Annotated in this window: 19 protein-coding genes; 8 read left to right on the top strand and 11 right to left on the bottom strand. The window is 58.8% G+C overall.

All coding sequences use genetic code 11. From position 1 onward, the window contains the following. The first annotated feature begins 7 nt into the window (after positions 1-7). Genes IEW65_RS00585 through IEW65_RS00565 form a run of 5 tightly spaced genes read left to right on the top strand, consistent with a single transcriptional unit; the run spans position 8 to position 5324 of the window. Positions 8-643 (top strand): ATP-binding cassette domain-containing protein, encoded by a 636-nt coding sequence (locus tag IEW65_RS00585; protein ID WP_188637583.1) that lies wholly within the window; start codon positions 8-10, stop codon positions 641-643. Further along, positions 630-1349: a TIGR04283 family arsenosugar biosynthesis glycosyltransferase gene (locus IEW65_RS00580; protein ID WP_422822587.1), complete on the top strand. Its 720-nt coding sequence runs from the start codon at positions 630-632 to the stop codon at positions 1347-1349. The genes IEW65_RS00585 and IEW65_RS00580 overlap by 14 nt, the downstream gene beginning before the upstream one ends. Further along, positions 1339-1962, top strand: coding sequence for a TIGR04282 family arsenosugar biosynthesis glycosyltransferase (locus IEW65_RS00575; protein WP_188637581.1), 624 nt, complete (start codon positions 1339-1341; stop codon positions 1960-1962). Before IEW65_RS00580 ends, IEW65_RS00575 begins: the two co-directional genes overlap by 11 nt. A gap of 54 nt (positions 1963-2016) precedes the next feature. Next, positions 2017-4161, top strand: coding sequence for an FAD-dependent oxidoreductase (locus IEW65_RS00570; RefSeq protein ID WP_188637580.1), 2145 nt, complete (start codon positions 2017-2019; stop codon positions 4159-4161). Continuing rightward, complete coding sequence (locus tag IEW65_RS00565; protein ID WP_188637579.1) at positions 4158-5324, top strand: FAD-dependent oxidoreductase; 1167 nt, start codon at positions 4158-4160, stop codon at positions 5322-5324. The genes IEW65_RS00570 and IEW65_RS00565 overlap by 4 nt, the downstream gene beginning before the upstream one ends. 15 nt (positions 5325-5339) lie before the next feature. Here IEW65_RS00565 and IEW65_RS00560 read toward each other — a convergent pair whose 3' ends face one another. Beyond that, complete coding sequence (locus tag IEW65_RS00560) at positions 5340-5792, bottom strand: META domain-containing protein (RefSeq protein ID WP_188638254.1); 453 nt, start codon at positions 5790-5792, stop codon at positions 5340-5342. A 156-nt stretch (positions 5793-5948) separates the two neighbouring features. Between IEW65_RS00560 and IEW65_RS00555 the strand changes: the two genes are divergently transcribed. Next, a complete protein-coding gene (locus tag IEW65_RS00555) occupies positions 5949-6662 on the top strand; it encodes a hypothetical protein (protein WP_188637578.1) in 714 nt (237 codons plus the stop codon). 19 nt (positions 6663-6681) lie between these two features. Here IEW65_RS00555 and IEW65_RS00550 read toward each other — a convergent pair whose 3' ends face one another. From IEW65_RS00550 to IEW65_RS00540, 3 genes are read right to left on the bottom strand one after another with little or no spacing between them, the layout of a single operon-like run. Further along, complete coding sequence (locus IEW65_RS00550) at positions 6682-8046, bottom strand: ATP-binding protein (protein ID WP_188637577.1); 1365 nt, start codon at positions 8044-8046, stop codon at positions 6682-6684. Further along, positions 8043-8705, bottom strand: coding sequence for a response regulator transcription factor (locus IEW65_RS00545; RefSeq protein WP_188637576.1), 663 nt, complete (start codon positions 8703-8705; stop codon positions 8043-8045). The genes IEW65_RS00550 and IEW65_RS00545 overlap by 4 nt, the downstream gene beginning before the upstream one ends. Before the next feature lie 2 nt (positions 8706-8707). Continuing rightward, positions 8708-9049 carry a PepSY domain-containing protein gene (locus tag IEW65_RS00540; RefSeq protein ID WP_188637575.1) on the bottom strand — a complete coding sequence of 114 codons (342 nt, stop codon included), beginning with the start codon at positions 9047-9049 and terminating at the stop codon, positions 8708-8710. 197 nt (positions 9050-9246) lie between these two features. Between IEW65_RS00540 and IEW65_RS00535 the strand changes: the two genes are divergently transcribed. Continuing rightward, positions 9247-9840: a hypothetical protein gene (locus tag IEW65_RS00535; protein WP_188637574.1), complete on the top strand. Its 594-nt coding sequence runs from the start codon at positions 9247-9249 to the stop codon at positions 9838-9840. Between the two features lies 1 nt (position 9841). Here the strand turns inward: IEW65_RS00535 and gloA are convergent, their stop codons facing one another. Then, positions 9842-10282, bottom strand: coding sequence for a lactoylglutathione lyase (gene gloA, locus IEW65_RS00530; RefSeq protein WP_188637573.1), 441 nt, complete (start codon positions 10280-10282; stop codon positions 9842-9844). Positions 10283-10496: 214 nt separating this feature from the next. On the opposite strand from gloA, the gene IEW65_RS00525 reads away from it, so the two are divergent. Next, the gene (locus tag IEW65_RS00525) at positions 10497-11567 is read left to right on the top strand and encodes a metal-dependent hydrolase (protein WP_188637572.1); all 1071 of its coding nucleotides are present in this window, start codon (positions 10497-10499) and stop codon (positions 11565-11567) included. 10 nt (positions 11568-11577) lie between these two features. On the opposite strand, the gene IEW65_RS00520 is transcribed toward IEW65_RS00525, so the two are convergent. From IEW65_RS00520 to IEW65_RS00500, 6 genes are all read right to left on the bottom strand, one after another. After that, positions 11578-12306, bottom strand: a complete 729-nt coding sequence (locus IEW65_RS00520) for an MliC family protein (protein WP_188637571.1) — start codon at positions 12304-12306, stop codon at positions 11578-11580. Positions 12307-12357: 51 nt separating this feature from the next. Beyond that, positions 12358-12870, bottom strand: a complete 513-nt coding sequence (locus tag IEW65_RS00515; RefSeq protein ID WP_188637570.1) for a DUF3087 family protein — start codon at positions 12868-12870, stop codon at positions 12358-12360. 79 nt (positions 12871-12949) lie between these two features. Continuing rightward, entirely contained in the window at positions 12950-14014 is a 1065-nt protein-coding gene (locus IEW65_RS00510; RefSeq protein ID WP_188637569.1) for a 3-deoxy-7-phosphoheptulonate synthase, read from the bottom strand. A gap of 313 nt (positions 14015-14327) precedes the next feature. After that, entirely contained in the window at positions 14328-14468 is a 141-nt protein-coding gene (locus tag IEW65_RS00505) for a hypothetical protein (RefSeq protein ID WP_188637568.1), read from the bottom strand. A 103-nt stretch (positions 14469-14571) separates the two neighbouring features. Next, a complete protein-coding gene (locus IEW65_RS17125) occupies positions 14572-14700 on the bottom strand; it encodes a hypothetical protein (protein ID WP_268234688.1) in 129 nt (42 codons plus the stop codon). Positions 14701-14765: 65 nt separating this feature from the next. Further along, positions 14766-15533 carry an NAD(P)H-flavin reductase gene (locus IEW65_RS00500; protein WP_188637567.1) on the bottom strand — a complete coding sequence of 256 codons (768 nt, stop codon included), beginning with the start codon at positions 15531-15533 and terminating at the stop codon, positions 14766-14768. Between the last annotated feature and the right edge of the window lie 20 nt (positions 15534-15553).

The raw sequence follows: 15553 nt of genomic DNA, 5'->3' as shown, positions 1-15553 counted from the left end.
GAAACCCGTGAATAACGCTGCCAACGCCCTGACCCTAGAGCAAGTGAGGATTCACTTAGCTGGCCGCCCGCTGCTGCATGTGGATGCCACGGTGGCCCCCGGCGACGTGCTCACCGTGATGGGTCCCTCGGGCTCCGGCAAGTCGACGCTGCTGGCCTTTATTGCCGGTTTTTTACAGAGCACGTTCACCGCCCAGGGGCAGGTTCGCCTTGGCGACACCGACGTGCTACGCCTGCCCGCCGAGCAGCGCGGCGTTGGCTTGCTGTTTCAAGACCCGCTGCTGTTTCCTCACTTGAGCGTCGGCGGCAACCTGCGCTTTGGTTTGCCCCATCGAAGCCCGCAGAAGAGTGCACAGGTTGCCAAAGCGCTCGACCAGATTGGGCTTGCAGGGTTTGAAGCCCGTGATCCGGCCACGCTTTCCGGCGGGCAGCAGGCCAGGGTAGCGTTGATGCGTTTGCTGCTCTCCCAGCCCCGCGCCGTGCTGCTGGATGAACCCTTCTCCAAACTCGATACGGCGCTGCGCCAAGAGATGCGCACGCTGGTCTTCGGCCAACTGCGGGAGGCGGGCCTGCCTGCCCTGCTCGTTACCCATGACGAAGACGATGCGACGGCGGCAGGGGGGCAGATCATTGCCCTTGGCTAATCCACACCCAGTGCCTTGGTCATTGAGCATCGTCATTCCCATGCTCAATGAATCAGCGGGTATTCAGGCAACGCTCACGCGGCTGCAACCACTGCGCGCCTCAGGCGTTCAACTCCTCGTCGTGGATGGCGGCAGCACCGATGCCAGCGTAGATCTCGCAGCCCCACTGGCCGATGCAGTGCTGAATAGCGCCCCCGGACGAGCGCAGCAGATGAACCTTGGCGCGCAGCACGCCCACGCCCCGGCGCTGCTTTTCTTGCATGCCGATACCCAACTGCCCCCCGGCGAAGAGCAGCATGCGGTGGCGAATCTACAGCAGGCACTGGCCCACCGCGCCTGGGGGCGGTTTGATATTCAGCTCGCAGGGCGAAGCCGCTGGCTGCCGGTGGTCGCGGGCTTGATGAACCTGCGCTCGCGGATTAGCGGTATCGCGACCGGCGACCAGGGTATCTTTGTGCGCCGCGATACGTTTTTCGCGCTGGGTGGCTTTCCCGATCAGCCGCTGATGGAAGACATCGAACTTAGCAAACGCCTTAAGGCACACTCGCCCCCCGCCTGCCTGCGCCAGAAGGTGATAAGCTCGGGCAGGCGCTGGGACGAGTTTGGCGCTTGGCCCACCATTTGCCTCATGTGGCGGCTACGCTACCGCTACTGGCGCGGCGTCAGCGCCAACCAACTGGCTAAGGAGTACCGCCATGCACGTTAAGCCCACCGCACCCCATCTGCATCTGCTGGCCAAAGCGCCGCTGCCAGGGCAGGCTAAAACGCGTTTGATTCCGTTTTTAGGTGCTCAGGGCGCTGCCGAGGCCCACGCCACCATGGTGCGCCACTGTGTCGCCACCGGTTGCGAAGCGCTGGGGGCGGAGAATGTCACGCTGTGGACCTCGTTAGACCACCACCACCCGCTATTTTTAGAGCTTCAGACCCAACACGGCATTGCCCTGGCCGCCCAGCAGCAGGGCGATGTGGGCATGCGCGTTCGTCACGCGCTAAACAGCACCGATGGCCCCGCTATGGTGATGGGCACTGACTGCCCCAGCATTACCAGTGCCATGCTCAAACGTTGCCGAGCGGCCTTGAGCACCTTTGCCGTGGTGATTCTACCGGCCGAGGATGGCGGCTACGGGCTGATTGGCAGCCATCACGACCACCCGAGCCTATTTGAAGGCATTCCCTGGGGCACCGAGCAGGTACTGAGCGTGACGCAATCGCGCCTTGCGGCGTTGGGCCTGGAAGCCGCCTATCCAGACACAATGTGGGACATCGACCGCCCCGAAGATTGGCAGCGCTGGCAACAGTTGCGTCACGCCAGCGTGTAAGGAAATGTTCCGTTTTAGCACTGAGTACGAATCCCTTTTCCCAAGGAGCCTGCCATGAACCGTCAGCGCCTGCTGATTATTGCCCTACTGCTACTGGCCGTGATGGGCTTCTACGTTAGCGGCGCCCATACGTTCTTCACTCTAGATACCCTGCAGGCCTACCGCAGCGATTTTCAGGCAGCTTTTCAGCAGTCGCCCTGGCAGGTGGCGGGCATTTTCTTTGCGGTGTATGTGGCGATGGCTGCACTCTCGCTGCCCGGCGCGTCGCTGTTAACGCTGCTGGGCGGTGCGCTGTTTGGGTTGGGCTGGGGGCTAGTGATCATCTCGTTTGCCAGCGCCATCGGCGCGACGCTCGCCTTTCTACTCTCCCGCTTTCTGTTTCGTCAGCCCATCGAAAAACGCTTTCCCCGCCAGTTCCACACGGTGAACCGGGGCGTCGAGAAAGATGGCGCGTTTTATCTGTTCACCCTGCGTTTGGTGCCCATTTTTCCATTTTTCATGATCAACCTCGTGATGGGCCTAACGCGGATTAAAACCACCACGTTTTACTGGGTGAGCCAGCTCGGCATGCTGCCCGGCACGGCGGTGTACGTGAATGCGGGCGGCCAGCTCGGCGAGTTGGAAAGCCTGAGCGGCATTATCTCGCCTGGGCTCATCGCCTCGTTTGCGCTGCTGGCGGTGTTCCCCTGGGTGGCCCGGCGCATTGCGCTGATGGTGCAAAAGCGCAACGCCTATAAAGGCTTCACGCGCCCTAGCCGTTTTGACTACGACATCGTGGTGATTGGCGGCGGCTCGGCGGGGCTGGTCACCAGCTATATCGCCAGCGCTGTGAAAGCCAAGGTGGCTCTCATCGAAAAGCACAAGATGGGCGGCGACTGCCTTAACACTGGCTGCGTGCCTTCCAAAGCCTTAATCCGGGCGGCCCGCGCGGCCCATGAAATTCGCACGGCGCACCGCTTTGGCGTGAGCGCCAGCGAGCCCAGCGTGGATTTCGCCAAGGTGATGGGGCATGTGCATCAAGCGATCCGTGATATCGAGCCCCACGACAGCGTGGAGCGCTACACCAAGCTCGGTGTGGAGGTATATCAAGAGCACGCCACCCTCGTTTCACCATGGGAAATTCGCGTGGGCGATCAAACCCTCACCGCTCGCCATATCGTGCTGGCCACCGGGGCGCGCCCTCGCGTGCCCTCTCTACCCGGCATCGAGCACGCGCCGCTACTCACCTCTGAAAACCTCTGGTCGCTCACCGAGCTGCCCAAACGGTTGGTGGTGCTCGGAGGCGGCGCAATTGGCTGCGAACTGAGCCAAAGCTTTGCCCGCTTAGGTAGCCACGTCATCTTGGTAGAGGGCGCTCCGCAGCTGCTGGGCCGGGAAGATAATGAAGTTGGCGAGCACGTAGAGCGCACGCTCACCCAAGAGGGCGTGACGGTGATGACCGGTGCGAAAGCGCTGGAGGTAAACCAAGTCGACGGGGAGCATCAGCTTGTTATTGAACACTTGGGTGAGCGCCGCACCTTAGCGTTTGATTATCTACTGGTGAGCGCGGGTCGTCAGGCCAACGTGGAAGGGTTAGGACTGGAGGCGCTAGGGATTACCACCACCGAAGGCGGCACGCTGGCCCTCAACGAGCGGCTGCAAACGCGCCTGCCCAACATCTGGGCCTGCGGCGACTTAGCGGGCCCCTACCAACTGACCCACGCGGCAGCCCATCAGGCGTGGCACGCCGCCGTGAATGCACTGTTTGGCGAGCTGAAAAGCTTTGCGGTGGACTACCGCTTTATGCCCGCCGTTACTTATGTTCAGCCGGAAGTAGCGCGAGTGGGGCTCAACGAAAAAGAGGCCACCGCGAAAGGCGTGGCCTTTGAAGTGACCCGCTACGCCATGAGCGAAAGCGACCGCGCCATTGCCGAAGGGGCTCCCGAAGGCTTTATCAAAGTGCTTACCGTGCCGGGCAAAGACAAGATTCTGGGAGCGACGATCGTGGCGGAAAACGCTGGGGAGTGGCTGGGCGAGTTCACCATCGCCATGAAGCACGGGCTGGGTCTGAATAAACTGCTCGGCACCATTCACCCCTACCCCACGCTGGGCGAAGCGGCCAAAGCCACCGCAGGCGTTTGGAAAAACGCCCATAAGCCGGAGCGGGTGCTGGCACTGCTGAAGAAGTACTTTCGCTGGCGGCGCGGTGAGCGCCAATGACACGACAGCTACTGCTCATAGGCGCGGGTCACGCCCATGCCTTTGTGCTGGAGGCGTTTGCTCAGCGCCCGGATAAAACGGTGTCGATCACCGTGGTGAGCGACAGCCCCTTCGCCGCCTACTCGGGCAGTGTGCCTGCGTGGCTCTCTGGGGAGTGCACGCTGCGGGAAACTCAGATGGATATCGCGGCGCTCTGCCAGCGGGCGGGGGCGCGCTTTATTGCCTCCCCAGCCGTGGAGTTCAGCACGAGCGAGCGCCAGGTAACGCTGGCAGATGGCAGCGTGATTGCGTTTGACGTGGCCTCCTTCAACGTCGGCTCGACGCTCACGTTACCGCAAGTAATTGACCCACAAGGCGATGCAGGTATCGGGGCGAGTGCCCTGCCCACGCTGCTGGCCATGCGCCCGCTCAGCTCGCTACACCACCGCTGGCAAGCATTACGCGAAGAGGTGGCCCAACTGCCTGCGGGCGCGCGCCAGAGCGTAGTGAGCGTAGGCGGCGGCGCAGCAGGCTGCGAGACGCTGATGAGCGTCCTCGCACAGCTTCACCAACAGCGCCCGGACATTCACTGGCAAGGGGAGCTGATCAGCGCCGCAGATACGCTGCTGCCCGGCGCGGGCTGGCTGCCCCGCTGGTTAACGGCGCGAGCGCTCACACGTGCGGGCGTGCGCGTCCACACAGGCGTGCGGGGGCGCGCCTTGGTACCCGGCGGCGTACAGACCGACACTGGCGAACACATCGAAGCGGATATCTTGCTCTGGGCGACCGGGGCCGTGGGCCAAACGTGGCTGCAGCAAACGGCGCTGCCGCTGGACGAGCAAGGCTTTATCCCGGTGGATGCGTCACTTGAGGTCACCGGCCAACCGGGCATCTTTGCCGCTGGCGACTGCGCTGCGCTGCGCTCGTCACCACTCCCTAAGGCAGGCGTTTATGCGGTACGCATGGGGCCCGTATTAGCAGAGAACCTGCGGGCCGCCTGCCACGGCAAACCGCTCACCCCGTGGCAGCCTCCGCGTCGCGTGCTGGCACTCATAGGCACCGGCGACGGCCGGGCGATTGCCAGCCGTGGAGCCATGGGCTTTTCGGGGCGCTGGGTATGGCAATGGAAAAAGCGGATTGATGCGCGCTTTATCGCCCGCTTCAATCCGCCTTTTAATGACTAAGCCGTTCCTACTACTTTAGTTAGCTTCCCGCCAGCCGCCGAGGACACGACTATCTGGCCCAAAGAACACCAAACGGTCGTGGTCGATCAGGTAGCGGTAGGCAGTGTCCAGCATATCGGTGACCCGCTTGGCATCTTCCATATTGGGGCACGCCATGCGGGTAGAGGCCAGCTCGCTAAACTCGATGCGCTGGCTCTCGCCCAGGCTCACCTTGCCAGTGAACTGGTTACAGCCATCCGAGCCGCTGACCTTACCGTCGCGGCCAATGCGGAAGAACGGCGTTTCGGGCATAGATAGCCGTTCATCAGTACCGACTAACAGCAAGTTCCAGCGCTGCTCGACCACTGGCCCAGAGAGCGTACCACCTTGCGGCGCGTCGATTCGTTCCTGCTGAGGTGCACTGCTGCAGCCTGCCAGCATGGCCACGCCTAAGGTGGCCATCAACCACTTCATGCCCTGTTGCTTCATATCCACTCCACTCTCTAATCAACGTATTTAACCTGAATCAAACTTGAACCAGTGATTTAGTCTGGGTTCAGCACCGGTTGCGTAGGCTTGGCATTGTCACTTGCGGGGCTATCTCTTCACAAGCCTGCCCCAACATGCCAACAAGAGGAAACCGCTATGCAACCGACTCCGTTCAAAGCACTGGCTGCGGCCATCTGCACCCTCGCCCTCTCTGCACCGCTGGCAGCACAGGAAGAGGTACGCATCAACGGTGAAGTCGTTGAACGTTTCAATGACCTGCTGGTGGTCGATGAAGGTGATCGTCGTCTGCTGATTCGCCCTGAAGGAAGCAGTGGGGAGCGCTTCCAAATAGGCGACGATATTATGGTGGAAGGCCGCTTGGAAGGCGATACCGTCACCGCCTCGTCGCTTCGTCACCCCGAGAGCGAATCATCAGCGAATGCTCCGCGGCAAGGCCGCGTGATTGCTCCAGATGTTGCAGACCTGCAGCGCCAATTATCAGAACGACGCTTTGGGGAAATGGTGGAGCTGAAGCGCCGCGACGATGTTTATCGCATTACCAGTATTAACGAAGAAGGCTATGACGTACGTAGCTATTTTTCTCCTGAGGGAGAGCTTATCGAGTGGCACATCAAGCGCCCAGGACACGACCGTCCCCATCGTGATGATAGCCTGTCGGGCCTGGACCAAAGCGATGTAGAGAACTCGCTGAGCGAGCAGGGCTACCGCAATGCCATCCTGGCCGATTTCAAAGGCCGCCATATGGAGTGGCTAGCGGAGAATGACGCCGAAGAGCAGGTCGTGCTGCACGTGGATTACCGCGGCGATGTTTACCGCGAAAAACGCCTGCCCGCGTGGCCTGCTGAGTAAATTCACTGCCCTTGCGGCGTTACAATGAGTTCGAAAGGTCGCCCTTTGGCGGCCTTTCGGCGACAGGTAGCGTCAGCTCGACGCGTAACCCGCTGGGGGAGTTGGCGGCAAGCGCCAGGTGCCCTCCATAAAGCCGCGCCAGATCATGCACAATGGCAAGCCCCAAACCATCGCCTGGGGTGGATTCATCGAAGCGCTCCCCACGCTCCACGGCTTTCAGCCGCTGAGCCTCGGGCATGCCTGGGCCATCATCGGTAATCACGACGGCCAGCTGTTCAGCCGACACCCTGTGAGCGTCGATACACACCTGCTGACGCGCCCACTTACAGGCGTTATCCAGCAGGTTCCCTAACAGCTCATCGAGATCCTGGGACTCGCCTCGAAATGCCAGCTCGTCAGCGCACTGCACGCTAATGCGAATGGGAGCCGGGCCACGCGCATACACATGACGCATTACGCTCACCAGTCCTTCCAGCGTTGCAGCCACCTGAGTGCGCTCGCCCATGTGGTAGCCCGCCCCCACAGCCCGAGCGCGACGCAGGTGATGGTCAACCAAGCGCTGCAGGCGCGTCATTGCTTCATCAATGGTGGCATTATGGGCTTGCTGCGCTGATAGGTTATTCGCCAGCATGGCGAGAGGCGTTTTAAGCCCGTGGGCCAAATTACCCACGTGCTGACGGCTGCGGGCAATCACTTCGCGGTTATGCTGCACCAGGGCATTGATCTCATCCACCAGCGGCTGTAGCTCCTCCACCGTGGCATGGGCTAACTGGTCGCGTTGGCCCTGACGTACCGCGAGGAGGTCACGGCGTAGCCGAGTCAACGGCTTCAGCCCCCAGCGCACTTGCCACCAAACCGCCACCGCGAGACCCACGCCTAGTAGAGCCAATGAGGCCACTAAAGGAAGCACAATGCGTGACAGAGCGTCATCAATCTCGCTTTGCGGCCCGGCTACGGTGATGCTGAGCGGCGGGCCACTGCCCGGTGCTGAAAAGTGTCGGCCTCGAGCGCGTAGCACGTCGCTTTCCGGTCCGATCAACGCCAACGCTCGGGAGGTATCATGGGGCAACGTGGGCAGGCTGGCAGTCAGCAGCGAGCGCGAGGCAATTAACACGTCACCATCGTGGGCAATTTGCCAATACCAACCCGAGTAGGCCCGGTCAAACTGAGGGCCTCCAATGTCGCGGGTTTTGATCAGCTGCCCCTGCTCATTAAATTCCACAGAGGCCATCAGCCCCAGTAGGTTGGCCTCCAGACGAGCGTCAAAGGTACGCTCGGCATGATCTTTAAACAGCCAGTAGATAAACAGCCCCACCCCCACCAGCGCAATGGCACTCCATAGGCCAGCGGATCCTAACAAACGCGCCCGCAGCGAAAGATTCACGAGCGATCACACAGCCGATACCCCTGGCCGCGCAGGGTCTCGATACGCTCTGCGCCCACTTTGCGTCTCAAACGGCTGATAATGACTTCGAGGGAGTTATGGTCACGGTCGTTATCGTAAGAGTAGAGGTGCTCGGAAAGTTCAGTACGGCTGACCACCCGCTCAGCATTATGAATCAAATACACCAATAGCTGGTTTTCAAAGGCGGTGAGTTTTAACGGCAGGCCCGCGAGATGAAAGGTCCCAAGCTGGGTGTCGTACTCCAGCGCGCCGCTACGAATCATCACATCGGCATGGCCCGACGCACGACGAATCAGCGCGCGCAGCCGCATGATCACTTCCTCCATACGAAAGGGCTTGGTGACGTAGTCATCCGCCCCGGCGCGGAAACCCTGCACCTTTTCACTCCAGCCGTCTCGCGCGGTCAAAATCACCACTGGCAGCGTGCGGCCATTGTGTCGCCAGTCATGCAGCACACTTAACCCATCTCGCCCAGGTAGGCCCAAATCCAACACCGCCGCGTCGTAGGTTTCGTTATTGCCCATATAGACAGCTTCGTTACCATCATGAATCACATCCACTACGAAGCCGTTACCTTCCAGCGCGTCACGCATTTGAGCCGCTAGATGCTGCTCATCTTCGACGACTAACACACGCATGATTAGGCTCCGCCATTATCAATGGGAGGCGGCAGGCGCGCCTCTATTTGGCCTCTGCCATCAATTTCTAAAAACCGGCCATCTTCCCGGGCAATGCGTATTTTGAGCACGTTTCCCTGGGCGGTCAGCAGGCGCAGCTCATACACCTGTTCGCTATTTTCCCAGCCACGCCCACTTTTCATTTCAATATCGAGTAATTCTCCCTGGTAACGCTGCTGCACAACCGCGATGGCCTCATCTACGCTCAGCACCGCCTGGGCGACCACAGAAGATGTAACGCTTAAGAGTAAAAGAGTGCTCAGCAGAGCGCAGCGTAGCACGCTGCTAACATGATCAAGGATCATAAAAGGCTCCTGGTAAACGTTACGATCTAAGAGTAGCTCAATAGACTAGCGGCCCGAGCCTTAACCTTCACTGAACAAGCAGCGTCATGGGTCATTCAAGTTACCGTCAGCTTTAGGATTGTATACTGATGGCATTGGCGCTAAGTGAGGCCCGACCCATGCTTTTTTCTCTCGTAGCATTAAAACGGACATATTTGTTGAGCACCGTCACTTCATGGCTGCTCGGCACGCTCACGGTGAGTCTACTAAACCTATCGCCAGCGTTTGCCGACCCACCATCCCTAGAGACACCCGCGACACCCATTGCCACCGCGCAAAGCGCAGGAATATACCTGAAAGGTCGTGTCAGTGAGCGGTTTGGCACTAGCTTTATTCTGGAGGATGACAGCGGCCGATTGCTGATTGATACCTGGCCCGAGGGGCGTGCAGCACTCACCGTGGAAGTGGGCGATGAAGTCGGCGTCTTTGGCGTGCCAGAGGGACAACGCATGCAAGCACGCTGGCTAGTGACTGGCGAGACGCTCACCGAAATAGACGAACCCAACACCACCCGCTTACAGGGGAATCGTTTAAACCGATCCGCCCCTGTCACGGCCCCTTCGATGGCCGAGCGCCCAGATAGTGACGCCTTTTTCTTGGCGCGTGCCGAGCAAGCAGGCTATCAACCGTTGGGAGGCGTTGAGTACAAGCCTCGCCATGTGGAGCTACGGGCGATCAATCCCTATGGCGAGGCGGTTGAGCTTCATATGGAGTTCAGTGGCGACATCTACAAAGAGCGCCACCGCGAGTAGCTTACCAGCTACCGCTGTTTTCCATAGAGGCCCAGGGCTCCTGTGGTGACAACGCGTCGCCTTTTTGCAGCAGTTCAACGGAGATGCCGTCAGGCGACTTAACGAAGGCCATGTGACCATCGCGGGGAGGACGGTTGATGGTCACGCCGTTATCCTGCAGATGCTGGCAAAGGGCGTAAATGTCGTCAACACGATAAGCCAAGTGACCAAAGTTGCGCCCCCCAGTGTACTCTTCTGGGTCCCAGTTATAGGTCAGTTCTAACTCAGGTGCAGTGAGACGCTCGGAGCGCGCTTCATCTTCAGGAGCCGCCAGGAACACCAGCGTAAAACGGCCCTTTTCGTTCTCTTTGCGGCGCACTTCTTTCAGGCCGAGCAGGTCACAATAAAAGTGAAGCGAAGCATCTAAGTCGTTGACACGAACCATGGTATGTAAAAACTGCATGTCATTTCCTCTTCATTGAAGGGTGGTAAAAAGTACGCGCGGCTCCTGCCTGAGCGTTGCCGAGCAGGCTACATAGAACCATTAAAACATAGACAAGATTGCGACAGTAAAATAGAAAATAGAAACGCTGTATAATGGTGTCACGGCGGTTCACCTAGGAAAAACGTGCTTGGTCGCTAACACGCTTAGTCACCCGCATGTCGAGGAGAGGTCTGTGGATTCGATTACACAAGCGGCGCTTGGGGCTGCTGTAGGTGGCGCGGTACTGGGTAAGCGCCTGGGCCGTAAAGCTATTCTAATAGGAGCGCTGTTAGGCACCCTGCCTGATTTGGATGTCGCGCTGGATTATGGCGATGCGATTGCCAATGTCACCGAGCATCGCGGCTTCAGCCACTCGCTGTTCGTGCTGACGGGTTTAGCAACACTACTGGCCGTACTGTGTGCTCGCTTTGCCCCTGCCAGAGATATTTCGTTGGGACGCTGGTGGTGCTTTTTTACACTGATTTTAGTGACCCACCCGCTGCTTGATTCACTCACTACCTATGGTACTCAGTTACTCTGGCCGCTGGATGCACCGCCCGCAGCTTGGCCTATCATTTTTATTATTGATCCGTTCTATACCTTACCGCTGCTGATAGCCCTGATTATTGGTAGCTTCTCTCACAAGGTGCATAACGCCTGCCGCACTGGCCTAGCGATCTCTTGCGTTTATCTTTTACTGGCGGCAGGGGCTAAGTGGAGCGTTGAACAACGCTTGGCACCGGCACTGGCCGATGCTGACTTACAGTCTGCTCCCGTATTGATCCAACCCACGCCGTTTAACATTGCTTTGTGGCGCGCTACGGTCATCGATGAGGATCGCTACTACGAGAGCTTAATCAGCGTGTTTGATCGTGATCGACTACCCGCCCTTGAGCCGCTGCGCCGCAACGTGGCGCTGGAAGCAAGCGCGCTAGAAGGCCCACTAGGTCAGCGACTGACCTGGTTTACCGGGCCGTTTTTACGCTTTGAAACACGTTATATCAACGGGCAAGAGACGTTGATCGCCACCGATATTCGGCTAGGCTTTCCCGGTTTTCACCCATTTAACTTCACCCTGGCAACCCGAGAAGGCGATCAGTGGGTACCCGTAGAGATGAGCGAAGAAGTACGCAGTCCGCGAGGTATTCACTTGGCGACGTTAGCGCGGCTAGCCGCCCGAGCCGGTGGTGATATATCGGCCCTATGCGCCAGCGATTACGTGGAACCCCAGTGGCGCGCAGAGCCGTTTCTGTACCGCTGCTAACGGACGGTGGCTAGGGTGCGATGCCCTGGCCACACCCTTTATATTGCTCGCCTCCCACGGTAAGCGTGACACGAGCGGGGTAAGGCTCTCCGCTCATGTCATCAAAGCAGGCACCTGACTCAATACGGACGCGGAAAAACTGTTCAGCGTTGGCGTTCTCAATCACTACCCTGCCCGCGTCATTATCCATCACGCTGACCATGTAGGGCAGAGTGCTCGTCTCTCTGCCGTAGTTGGTCGTCCAGGTCATGACCGGCGCATCATTTGCCAGCTCAATCGACCAGCCCGGCTCGTTGCCTCGCGCCAAAAACATCACGCCTGGGTGGCTGGTACGCGTCGCAATAGCACGCTGGATGCCTTGCTGGCATTGAAGCTGCCCACGCGGCGTTTCGATTTGCGCTTGATCGCCACGATTCCAAAAACTGATATCCCCATCCTGGTAGCGAGCACCGCTGGCGACCACAGCTTGAGGCAGTCGCCATGCGCCGTGGAGCGACCATAGACGCAGCTCTTCACCATTAATGGCCGTGACTAAGTCTTGATTGGCTGGCTGGCAATTCCAGGCTTGAAAGCGCTCGGCGCTACCGGGAAACAGCACCGAAGGCAGCAGCGGCGCGCTGCTCTGCACGGTAGTTTTTACCGGCTGCTCTGGGGCAGGTGTACCGGTTGCGCAGCCTGCCAGCAGTAAAGCGGCGGCTGCCGCCGTGGCGAATGGTAGTGACGTTACACTAGTACTCATTGAACACGCTCCCTGTTGTGTCCCTCATCAGTCATAAGCCCAGCGCCTTGATCATTTTTGTTTAAAGGCACTCAGGTCCTGAGGGTCGAAAGAAGTCACTTCTTTGGGTAAGCCTAACGCTTCGCGCTTGACCTTAACCTGCATTTTTTCCGCTAAACGCTCGGCATCGTCATCCGTGGTGCGGCCGTTCAGTTCCGCCAACTGGGCCATGCCCTGGTGGTAAAAGGTCAAAATATCCAGCGCTAAGCGATTATCCTCTTCCACCGCACGGCGCAGCGGCTGCAAGTAGCTGCTAATCCGCGACAGGTGGTGCTTAAGCTGCCAGACATAGCGCATCTCGGTCATCCAAGGGCGCTCTCTGAGCGCAGCAAACATTGCGCTCGTGGCAAGCAGACCAAGCAGTACGCCTAGCGCATTCAACCAGATACTGCTGCCAAATGTGGTGGTCAGCAGCATAGAAAACAGCAGGCCAAAAACAATCAGCTGCCCGGCCATCGCCACGCTGATCATGCGGGCTTTACGTCGGTAGGTCTCAGGATCGTGCTGTTCAAGGGAAAAAGCCATGGCCAACCTCAAGATCAAAGGGAACCCTTATGATACGGGGCTGGCCGGGGCAGTCAACGCACTAGAAGGTGTGCGAAAACTAGGCAATACGCTCAGCGGCGGTTTTCAGCAGTCGCTCTGTGGTTTCCCAGTTTACGCAGGCATCGGTCACCGACACGCCGTAACGTAGCGCGCTGGGTGCAAGCGCTTGCTTGCCTTCGAACAGGTGGCTCTCCAGCATCAGCGCCACCAAGTTGGCATCACCCGCTTGGCGCTGGGCTAATACATCCAGCATCACTTCGCTTTGGCGGCGATGATCTTTGCGGGCGTTGGCGTGGCTGCAGTCCACCATCAAACGCGGATTCTGGCCCGCCTCGCGCAGCGTATTGACCGCGCTGCGTACATGGTGCGCTTGGTAGTTGGGCTCGCCGTGGCCACCGCGCAGCACCACGTGGGTATGCGGGTTGCCGGCGGTCTCCTGCATGATGGGGCGGCCCTGGCTATCCATCGCGAAGCGCTGATGGGAGTGAGCAGCGGCCTGCATAGCGTCAATGGCGACCTGCACATCGCCGCTGGTGGCATTTTTGAAACCTACGGCGGCGCTGAGGTCGCTGGCCAGCTCCCGGTGCAATTGGGATTCCGTCGTGCGCGCTCCAATGGCTACCCAGCTCAGCAGGTCATCTAGGTACGGGGCCAACATGGGCTGTAGAAGTTCGGTGGCTACCGGCAGGCCACGGGATGCGACGGCGTGCATTAGCTCACGGCAAAGCGCGATGCCGCGCGGCATGTCGCCGCTACCATCGAGATCAGGATCGTAAGCCAGTCCCTTCCAACCTACCGTGGTGCGCGGCTTTTCAACGTACACTCGCATCACGGGCAGAACCTGTTCACTGATCTCATCACTAAGAGCGGCTAGACGATCCGCGTACTCCAGGGCAGCATCTGGGTCGTGGATAGAACACGGCCCCACCACCACCAGTAAGCGGTCATCCTGGCCATTGAGAATACGCTGTACTGCTTGGCGCTGCTGGTCAATTTGTTCGCTGAGAGTGCTGTTCACCACCACCCGTTGACGCAACTCAGTGGGTAGCGGTAGCGCCGTTGCAGACATCAGCGTGGCGGCCTGAGACATAGAGGAACAAGCGGTATTGATAGGGGCATTCATAGGTTAACTCTCCGAATTCGTATGACATAACGCGTGACATCGCATCAACAACTTGCCACCCAGGCGGGCACGGTCGGAGGTGGCCGCTTGCACCAACCGCGCGTCGCTAAATCGCCAGCTATAGCCATAACCGATATAACGGATGACGTTGAGGCTAGCGATGAAGTGGGCGCGGTAAGACATGGTGCAGCTCCTTAATAAATGACCTATGAAAATGAGTATGGGTAAAACGAAAGAAGCCCCGGTGGAGTTACCCACCGAGGCTTCTTTGCGTGCGGCAGGCAACCGAGGTGGTGTGCCTGTTGGCGCGACGTTAGGCGTCGGCCAGGGGCACACCGTGGCTAAACCAATACGCTGCGTAGTAAAAGTGTTGAGTTGCACCCACGCTCGCCCAAGCGCGTGCCACCGTTTCCGGTTTGGCATCAATGCTTGGTAAGTGTTTGCCATGTGGCATAGGTACTTCCTCAAAAGTTAACAACGAACTCGCTTAATCCTGCCTGCCTGAACGCTAAATGGCAACTAGCAATTAATGGTTCAGCCGCCGGACGCTCAGCCTATTAATTACCAAATGCCTGAATCCAACCAATAGTCGCCGGTAGTGCACTCATGCCGACCAGGATCACGATGCCCACGATAATCGGCACAATGCCTGACTCGTCTTTAAAATTGTCGTCGTGATGGGCCATGGCAGCCTCCTCGTTATCAGTAGTGTTCACGGCTAACGCCGCACGCCAAAAAGAGATGGATTATTTTAGTGAGGGCGCGGGGCATAGGCAAATACATCCGAGAACATTCGCTCATTGCTGCCCCCAAGCCGTTCCAGTATATCAACACAGGCATACACCATACCCGGGGAACCCGATAAATAAATATCACAGTCGCTGGGCGTTACCGGGGCGTTGGCAAGCTCACTCTCTAACACCAGATCAACGCGGCCCTGATGATGGGCAATACGTTCGCCCGGCGCTAAGGGCTCGGTCAGCGGAAATTCTGTCACTGCATGAAACGCAACATGGTCATGCTGCTGCGCCCACTCACAGGCAAGGTCTTCTGCGTAGAGATCGCGATGCTCTCTATTTGCCCACCAGAGCGAAATAGGCCGTGAGGGTTGGTCACGCAGCGCTGCTTCAACAATGGCTTTCATCTGGGCAAAACCGGTACCGGCTGCAATCAACAGCAGCGGACGCTCGCTTTGAGTATCCAGCACACAATCGCCACTAGGCAGGCGCACGGTGAGCTGGTTAGCCACCTGTAGCAACTGGCGCATGCGCTGCGAGTTATCCCGCTCTGGCCAGTGCTGAATCTGTAGCTCCAGCGTGCCATCGCCGCGATCACAGCTAGCAATCGAGAACGGCACCCAAGTGGCGTCATCTAGTTTTATTTCTAGGTATTGACCAGGGGCATGCTGCATTGCCTCGGCGCGCCCAGCGAGCGTTACCATAAACACGTCAGGATTTAGATCCTCAACGGCGGTAACTTGGCAGGTTAGCGTTTTACACGTTAACGTCCTAGCGCTCATGAAAGCCTCTTTGTGGAAAA

The organism is Vreelandella lutescens, assembly GCF_014640815.1.
GTDB classification, from domain to species: domain Bacteria; phylum Pseudomonadota; class Gammaproteobacteria; order Pseudomonadales; family Halomonadaceae; genus Vreelandella; species Vreelandella lutescens.
The sequence above is the reverse complement of the archived record's forward strand: the minus strand, read 5'-3'. Positions and strand labels throughout refer to the sequence as shown.